Source organism: Gilliamella sp. Nev3-1 (genome assembly GCF_001690435.1).
GTDB lineage: Bacteria > Pseudomonadota > Gammaproteobacteria > Enterobacterales > Orbaceae > Gilliamella > Gilliamella apicola_C.
The window spans coordinates 165,070-173,002 of the sequence record NZ_LZHN01000063.1; the positions used below are offsets into that span (position 1 = coordinate 165,070).

7 protein-coding genes and 1 pseudogene are annotated in these 7,933 nt (G+C 33.8%); 4 read left to right on the top strand and 4 right to left on the bottom strand.

Annotated features, from left to right (window positions below; genetic code table 11):
* Positions 1–36 precede the first annotated feature (36 nt).
* The 3 genes from A9G40_RS10060 to A9G40_RS10070 form a co-directional block, all read right to left on the bottom strand.
* Positions 37–2,343, bottom strand: a complete 2,307-nt coding sequence (locus A9G40_RS10060) for a Tex family protein (RefSeq protein ID WP_065582928.1) — start codon at positions 2,341–2,343, stop codon at positions 37–39.
* Positions 2,344–2,663: 320 nt separating this feature from the next.
* Positions 2,664–3,023: a hypothetical protein gene (locus A9G40_RS10065; protein WP_065582929.1), complete on the bottom strand. Its 360-nt coding sequence runs from the start codon at positions 3,021–3,023 to the stop codon at positions 2,664–2,666.
* On the bottom strand, positions 3,005–3,670 hold the full coding sequence (locus A9G40_RS10070) for a hypothetical protein (protein WP_075539558.1): 666 nt from the start codon (positions 3,668–3,670) through the stop codon (positions 3,005–3,007). Before A9G40_RS10070 ends, A9G40_RS10065 begins: the two co-directional genes overlap by 19 nt.
* Positions 3,671–4,208: 538 nt before the next feature.
* Here A9G40_RS10070 and greB point away from each other — a divergent pair.
* The 3 genes from greB to A9G40_RS15330 all read left to right on the top strand — a co-directional run bounded on the left by greB (position 4,209) and on the right by A9G40_RS15330 (position 6,610).
* The gene (gene greB, locus A9G40_RS10075) at positions 4,209–4,694 is read left to right on the top strand and encodes a transcription elongation factor GreB (protein ID WP_065582931.1); all 486 of its coding nucleotides are present in this window, start codon (positions 4,209–4,211) and stop codon (positions 4,692–4,694) included.
* A gap of 125 nt (positions 4,695–4,819) precedes the next feature.
* Positions 4,820–5,911, top strand: a complete 1,092-nt coding sequence (locus tag A9G40_RS10080; RefSeq protein WP_065582932.1) for a YcbX family protein — start codon at positions 4,820–4,822, stop codon at positions 5,909–5,911.
* Positions 5,912–6,394: 483 nt separating this feature from the next.
* Positions 6,395–6,610, top strand: a complete 216-nt coding sequence (locus A9G40_RS15330) for a hypothetical protein (protein ID WP_065582933.1) — start codon at positions 6,395–6,397, stop codon at positions 6,608–6,610.
* Positions 6,611–6,870: 260 nt separating this feature from the next.
* Here the strand turns inward: A9G40_RS15330 and A9G40_RS10090 are convergent, their stop codons facing one another.
* Entirely contained in the window at positions 6,871–7,431 is a 561-nt protein-coding gene (locus tag A9G40_RS10090) for a cell division protein ZapC (protein ID WP_065582934.1), read from the bottom strand.
* A 353-nt stretch (positions 7,432–7,784) separates the two neighbouring features.
* On the opposite strand from A9G40_RS10090, the pseudogene A9G40_RS14750 reads away from it, so the two are divergent.
* Positions 7,785–7,933 (top strand): annotated as a pseudogene (locus tag A9G40_RS14750) (IS5/IS1182 family transposase); the annotation flags it as partial.

The following is a 7,933-nucleotide window of genomic DNA, read 5'->3' on the forward strand; positions in this document are numbered from 1 at the left end:
TATTACAAGAAATATTTGCCAGCATGTGATAACTTACTATTTGCTTTTTTTAAATGCTGCAGCAAATGCGTTCCCCATCGCGCTGTTGCCTAATAATGGCGTATTATTTTGTTTGTTGGTATGTGAGCGACTTTTAGAAGATCGACTATCTTTCTGTTTAGTTGATGAAGCAGGATCATCAAGACGCATGGTTAAAGCGATACGTTTGCGAGGAATATCTACTTCAATCACTTTCACTTTAACAATATCACCAGCTTTCACAACAGTTCTTGGATCATCAACAAACTTATCTGACAGTGCCGAAATATGCACTAAACCATCTTGGTGAACACCAATATCCACAAAAGCGCCAAAGTTGGTTACATTGGTTACCGCGCCTTCCATAACCATGCCAACTTTTAGATCTGTCATGGTTTCGATATCATCAGCAAATTGAGCAGTTTTAAATTCAGGTCTTGGATCACGGCCTGGCTTGTCGAGCTCTTTAATAATATCTGTGACTGTTGGTACACCAAAATGGTCATCAATATAATCAACTGCGTTAAGTGATTTTAAATAATTTGTGTCACCTAGAATATCTTTTAATGATTTATGATTTTTTTCTAAAATTCGCTCTACTACAGGATAAGCTTCGGGGTGAACTGCTGATGCATCAAGCGGATTTTTACCATCCATAATTCTTAAAAAGCCAGCACATTGTTCAAAGGCTTTAGGACCTAAACGCGAAACTTTTAATAACTGCTTACGATCAGTAAATTGCCCATTTTCATTACGCCAATCAATAATATTTTGGGCAATCACTTTATTAAGTCCGGCAATACGTGCAAGTAGCATCATTGAGGCGGTATTTAAATTGACACCAACCGCATTTACACCATCTTCAACAACCGCATCAAGTTTTTTAGCTAACTGAGTTTGGCTTACATCATGCTGATATTGACCAACACCGATTGATTTAGGATCAATTTTAACAAGCTCTGCCAAGGGATCTTGTAATCGTCTTGCAATTGATACCGCACCACGGATCGATACATCAAGATCGGGGAACTCTTGTGCTGCAAGTTCAGAAGCTGAATACACTGACGCCCCTGCCTCGCTGACAATAACTTTTTGACCTTTAACTTCTGGGTATTTTTTTTGAACGTCGAGATAAAAACGCTCTGTTTCTCTCGATGCCGTACCATTACCAATAGCCACTAATTCGACTTGGTATTTAATACAAAGCGATGCCACTATCATGGCTGCTTTATCGGCTTGACCTGTATGCGGATAAATCGTTTCGGTCGCAACTAATTTACCGGTTGCATCAACAACAGCAATTTTGACGCCTGTACGTAATCCAGGATCCATCCCCATGGTCACTTTCATACCAGCTGGAGCAGCCATTAACATATCATGCAAATTGGCAGCAAATACGTTGATCGCCTCTTCTTCGGCGCGTTCACGTAATGTTGTCATTAATTCGGTTTCCATGTGCATTAGAATTTTGATGCGCCATGTCCAATTAATAACGGCTTTACGCCATTTATCTGCCGGCTGATCATTAAAATGAACATCTAAATATTCAGTGATGATTTGTTCACAATAACTTTCTTTTGGTGTTTCTTCAAATTGTGGATCGGCATTTAACGAGAGTTGTAAAAATCCTTCATTTCGACCACGAAACATCGCTAAAGCTCGATGAGAAGGCACTTTTGAAATAAGTTCACTTTGTGCAAAATAATCTCGAAATTTTGCGCCCTCTTCTTCTTTGCCACTCACCACTTGTGAAACTAAATGCGCATTATTCCAGAGATAATGCCGTACTTTTGCCAGTAATGCTGCATCTTCAGCAAATCGCTCCATTAAGATATAACGTGCACCATCTAATGCAGATTTAGTATCCGCAATACCATTGTCCAAATTGATATACTTTTCCGCTTCAATTTCCGGATCAAGTATTGGGTTTTGCCATAAGTCATTAGCTAATGGTTCAAGACCCGCTTCAATAGCTATTTGACCACGAGTACGACGCTTAGGTTTATAAGGCAAATAAAGATCTTCAAGTTCGGTTTTACTTAACGTTTGTATGATACTTTGGCTTAATTCTGGTGTTAATTTACCTTGTTCTTCAACTGACTTTAAAATCGTTTGTTTGCGATCTTCAAGTTCACGTAAATAGCTCAATCGGCTATCTAAAGTGCGTAATTGAGTATCGTCAAGACCTCCTGTCACCTCTTTCCGATAACGGGCAATAAATGGAACGGTACTACCTTCATCCAATAATTGGATTGCAGCTAAAACTTGCTCTGGTTTTACCGTCAGCTCACCAGCTATAATATGGCTAATTTGTTTATTAATCATGGTTATTTTATCTATTTTTTAACATGCGGTAATTATATACCTATCTTCGTTTTTGTTGCAATTCAACGAATTTGATCAGTTATCTAAAAATAGCTCTACTTATCATTAATTTTTATTGAGTAAATGAATATTAAATAAAACTCATAATTAAACTCACCATTTTATTTAGCAACACATATCCCATAATAATCATAACCAGTTCCCCAAGTCGTTACATTATTATCATACAATGCTTCTATTCATATTTACATAAATAGCATTGCCATTACTTGGTGAAATTCCACTGATCCAACCATAGGTTTGATTATAAAAATTAGCTCCTAAAAATACGCCATTGCCCCCCATTCAGTAAGTAATCCATGGTGAACAGCTCTTTTATAATTATGATGAGGATGAAAATTATCACTTAAACTATTTAACCTAGCATTACTCAAATCCCTAACATTTGCTTGTCGATAATTGCCTAATCCTTCACACCACTCTTTTTGCTGAGCAGGCCAAGCAACAAAATCCCCTCGATTAATAAACCACTGCGTTATTCTAAATTTATCAATGAGCTTCAAACCCTGTTTTGTTGTGCCAATTAATTCAATATCAACAGGTAAGTTGGCTGTTGGTGCTGTAGCTTTATCTTCAACTTTGCTTGATGAGTCAGGGCATTTTAACGTGACAAGCACCATATTCTTGTTATCATAAACTTTGAACCCTTTTGAGCTTGGGCTTCTGTTTTTTGTATACTTGCGGTAATTGCATTAAGCGAACTATCATCAACATTTGATGTTTTTACCATCCATGTTGTTGTATCTAATGTATTATCTATTCCATTGATCACTAAATAAAAATAAAGCCCATTTGCACCTGTAGATGGGAAATTATCTAAATAATCAGATTGTGGTATATGACCATTGTTAGTTGCTGGGTCAAAAATGCTTTTATCACCATAGGTATAGCCTCCACCAGCATAAGACATATTTGGGCTGGCATATTTAATTGCTTCGCCACCTATTTTGACATGAAATCTTCGATAAGGAGTCTTAGTTATGGCTATCTTATTATCTGGGTAATTCTGAGAGTTTGGTACACCATACTTTGTATTCAAAGAAACAGAGCCACTTGCTTTAATATATGGGTAAACGCCATTTTTCAATAATGTACTAAATGTCGTTGTTGTCTGAGCTGCTGTTAATTTAACCTCATTGTCATCTGAATCTTCATAATACCATGCTAGAGAAAGAGGATGGGCTGTATCTTCTGATAAAGAAATAGCACCATAAACATCTATTACATCTGTATTTTGAGGTTGTTTGATTGCAGAGGATAATTTCAAACTCACTGGAGTTTTAGTCGCAATATTAATACCTAGTGCAGAATCTAAATCGTTTGTATTAAAATAAGTTTTTCCATCATAGGTAACACCAAAATAATCAAATTCAGCATTCGATTCAATGCTATTTTCAATCGAAGTAATAAAGCGAGGACTGTGCCCTTCAATAACATTAGTGGTAACAGCCGATAATGCTAAAGATTCTGTTGAGAAAAAACTTACAAAAAAACTAAGTTAAAAGCTAATTGGTACCGTGTAGCCATATTAATACCTAATAATAATTTCAAGTTATATAAAATCTGTTATTGAATTTCAATGATTGTTGAATTAAACCTATTTATATAGTGCACATAACTTAATATAATTATTAGGTAAATCATTTATCATTAACAGAAAGAAAAAAACGAAAAATCATAGCAAAACCTTGTTTTTATCTTTGTAACACAATTTAAATCAAAAACAACAAAAACACGTGTAACGCATATTAAATACTCAGTCAAACACCAAAACACATAAAATGAAATGAAAAGGACGTTAAATTATGCGAATAGCAAATTACATAACAAGAGAAGGGTATTTAGCACTTGAGCACGAATTAAAATATTTGTGGAAAAAAGAAAGACCTAAAGTTACCCAAGTAGTATCTGAGGCAGCCGCCCTTGGCGATCGCAGTGAGAACGCCGAATATATCTATGGCAAACGAAGGTTGAGAGAAATCGATAGGCGGGTTCGTTTTCTAACTAAACGATTAGAATCACTGACAATTGTCGATCCTAATCCAAGGCAAGAAGGCAGGGTATTTTTTGGTGCATGGGTAAAATTAGAAGATGAAAAAGAAAATCTACATATTTATCGTATTGTGGGAGCGGATGAGTTTGATCCTAGAAAAAATTGGATATCGATTAACAGCCCTGTAGCAAGAGCGCTAATAGGGCATAAAATTGATGATGAAATCACTGTTATGACACCAAATGGCAAAGCATTTTATTACATTGTAACGATTAGTTATACCGAATTGGTCTCTTAAATAGCGTGCTTTAAATAAAAAACAATTCGTTTTTTATAATCTATAACTCGATAGTCTATTGTCTGTAATGTATAAGCAATAAAGTATATAATCATAACAATATTTATAATATTATCTAAGGCATTATGATATCCATCAATCAATTATATATCTATCCAATCAAATCAATTCAAGGTATAAAACTTACTAAAGTAAATACTGCTGAAGGTGGCTTTGAGCATGATCGTATTTTGATGATTAGCGAACCTGATGGAACCTTTATTACTGCAAGAGAATATCCACAACTGCTAAAAACAAGTGCCATTATCATAGGGAACGAAGTACATATTTCTCATCCATCAATGACAACTATCAGACTTAACCTAGATGAATTTTCAAACTCTCAGGAAAAGACAGAAGTTTGGGATAATCATTTCACTTCGCACATTGCCCCTATAAGGGTGAATCAATTTTTCAGCCAAATTCTTCAAAAAGACGTCCAATTACGTTGGCTTGGGCATCAATTATCACGTCGAACAAAACGTTACCCTCAAGTACCTGTTAGTTTTGCTGATAGATATCCTTACTTGTTATTAAATAAAGCTTCATTTGATTATTTACAACAGCAATGTCCAGAAAAATTAGATATTAGGCAATTTCGCAGTAATATTATCATTCAAGGCGCGCTACCTTTCGCAGAAGATGGTTGGAAAACAATCAAAATTGGCAAAGTGATTTTTGATATTGTAAAACCTTGTGCTCGCTGTGCGTTAACAACTATTGATATCAATTGTGCAAACCCATTAAACAATGGTGAACCACTTAAAACATTACGTTATTTTAGATCTGATGAACAAGGCCAAATCGATTTTGGAATGAATATGATTGCTCGTAATCACGGAACCATCTCTGTTCACGATAAAGTCGAAGTATTAGAGCGACAACTTGCCAAAAATTACATTAAAACCTTTCCATCAGAAATAAAAAGTGAAATACAACCTTGTACCATCACTTTGGGAAATAAAACTATTCAAGCGAATGATAAGCAAACTATTTTAGAACAGTTAGAACAAAATGGAATAGCTCTACCTTATTCTTGCCGTACTGGCATATGTGGGCGTTGCTTAGTGTTTTTGAAAAAAGGGAAAGTCAAATCACTGACTCAGTCAGCGATAAAACGGAATAATCGAATTTTAGCCTGTAGTTGTGTGCCAATGGGTGATATCGTAATCGAGTAAAAAGTTAGTATTAATGATTCAAAAAATAAGTGTGTTTGTTTTGGTGCTTATATTTTTATCTACTGTATTTTCAACTAATGATTTTAGTATCGTGACGAATTTTTTAAAAAAAATAAAAATAAAAATAAACAAAATAATATAGAATCAAATTCAGATCAGAATAATTTAACTAGTATTAGAAAATTAGAACAACTTATGTTAAGTTGGCCAATAGACTTTCATCTAAAAACTGCAACAAGTTAAAAAAATTTACGGTCTTGCCATAACGAAAGAAAAAGATTTTACTTTATATTATGATCCTCAATCAGGTTATGGCGAAGAAACCGATCCAGAGAGTAATTATAACAAATTTGGTTGAAAAACTTTAATTTCTAATGATGTTTTAGCTACATTACAACTTAACTTTTATTATGCTGATGATGACAGATTCAATAAAGCAATGGAGTATTTTGAACTTGCTTGTGCCATAAAATCATCTGGTGCATGCAATTTGTATCAACAACAGTTAAAACAGCCAAAAAAATAATGTATATTCATTATTTTATCAATTTGACAGAACTAATCCTAATGTTAAAGGTCACCACAGACATTGCAAAATGGTATGAAGATTCAGATAAGCTATTTAAAGCAATCAATTACTATTCATATTGTATCGATAAAGATCCCGAGTTATTACTTAATAATAGCCGCATTATTTAAAAAGTTAGATATAAATTACGACTTAAAAAAATACTTATTAAAATTTACGGAACGAAACTTGTTGATCTATAGAGATTAGAGAAGATAGGACTACATTATCTTAAATTGGATGCAGATCAAGGCCACGAAGAAGCCGCAATTCTTTACATCATAAGTAAAAATTGCCCTAGAATACCTTATTTTTCATGCTAGATTATTTAAATCCTCGTCTTGAACGACGAGGATTTACGGCTTAATGATAAAAAGCAGTTTTAATTTTATTAAATAGCTTCTAATTTCAAATATTCTGGATGTTGTGCCGTATCGTGTTGTATAGGCTTTAATCTATCATTCATCACTTTAATCGCTTCTGAAAAATAGAAAGTTTTGTTCATAGCGAAAAACGTTGGTTGAGCAATAATGCAAAGAGATGCATTTTCGCTGGCTTCAACGACCAATAAATAGACTTTTTGGCTTGTTTCTTGTAAGTTCACCTCTACAATATCAGCAACTTTCGGTTTATAAAACATAGGTTGTTGAGAAAAATACCAACTTTTGGGCATCTGCGGTTTTAAAAAATTAGCCGCCACAATAGCATTAATTGATAATTCAATTTTTTGCGAATCAGTCAAATTAAGCAACTGACACCTATCATGAAATTGATAATAAAATGTTGCATCACTAACTGAAAATGGAAACTCACAAAAAACATCAGGAATTAATATCTTACTTGGATAACAAGAACGGAATAGCATTTCAGATGAAACTTCAAGCATCAAACTATCATATCCACTATCAAAATACCATCGCCAACAATCAGTTGGTCGAAAAGCCAATTTCATTAATATGTTATCCTCTTATAATTGAATTAAATTTACTCAAAAAGATAACATAACTTTAAAAAAAAATAAATAAAAAGCTAAAAGAAAAATTATTTAATTATATAATTTTTAAAAACTTTAAATACCTATTTAAATCGTCAAAATAAAAATGATCTAATTTTGAGCATTTTAATTTATTTATTCTATTACTCAGATCCACTATTTCCTGAATATTTTTTTATAATAAACTTTAAAGCATAAATTTTAAATAAAAAGGTGCTTTTGAGCACCTTTCAGATTGATGACAAAGAACTCGCTTTTTGGCGAGTTCTTTGATCTAATAGAGAGGAGTCCACTATAAGAGAAGTTCTTCTATGCTAAAAAAACCAACTCCAGCGACACCAGAAAAAATAGAGCAAATCTCACTAGATGCGCTTGTCCCCCAAAATCATCTTGTTCGTAAAATAGCTAAAGTCATTGATTTTGAATTTATTCGAGAAGCGGTAGCACCACTTTATTGCCC

Coding starts and splice junctions, on each gene's coding strand:
- A9G40_RS10060 (WP_065582928.1), bottom strand. CDS start 2,343: ATGATTAATAAACAAATTAGCCATATTATAGCTGGTGAGCTGACGGTA.
- A9G40_RS10065 (WP_065582929.1), bottom strand. CDS start 3,023: ATGGTGCTTGTCACGTTAAAATGCCCTGACTCATCAAGCAAAGTTGAA.
- greB (WP_065582931.1), top strand. CDS start 4,209: ATGCGAATAGCAAATTACATAACAAGAGAAGGGTATTTAGCACTTGAG.
- A9G40_RS10080 (WP_065582932.1), top strand. CDS start 4,820: ATGATATCCATCAATCAATTATATATCTATCCAATCAAATCAATTCAA.
- A9G40_RS15330 (WP_065582933.1), top strand. CDS start 6,395: ATGCAATTTGTATCAACAACAGTTAAAACAGCCAAAAAAATAATGTAT.
- A9G40_RS10090 (WP_065582934.1), bottom strand. CDS start 7,431: ATGAAATTGGCTTTTCGACCAACTGATTGTTGGCGATGGTATTTTGAT.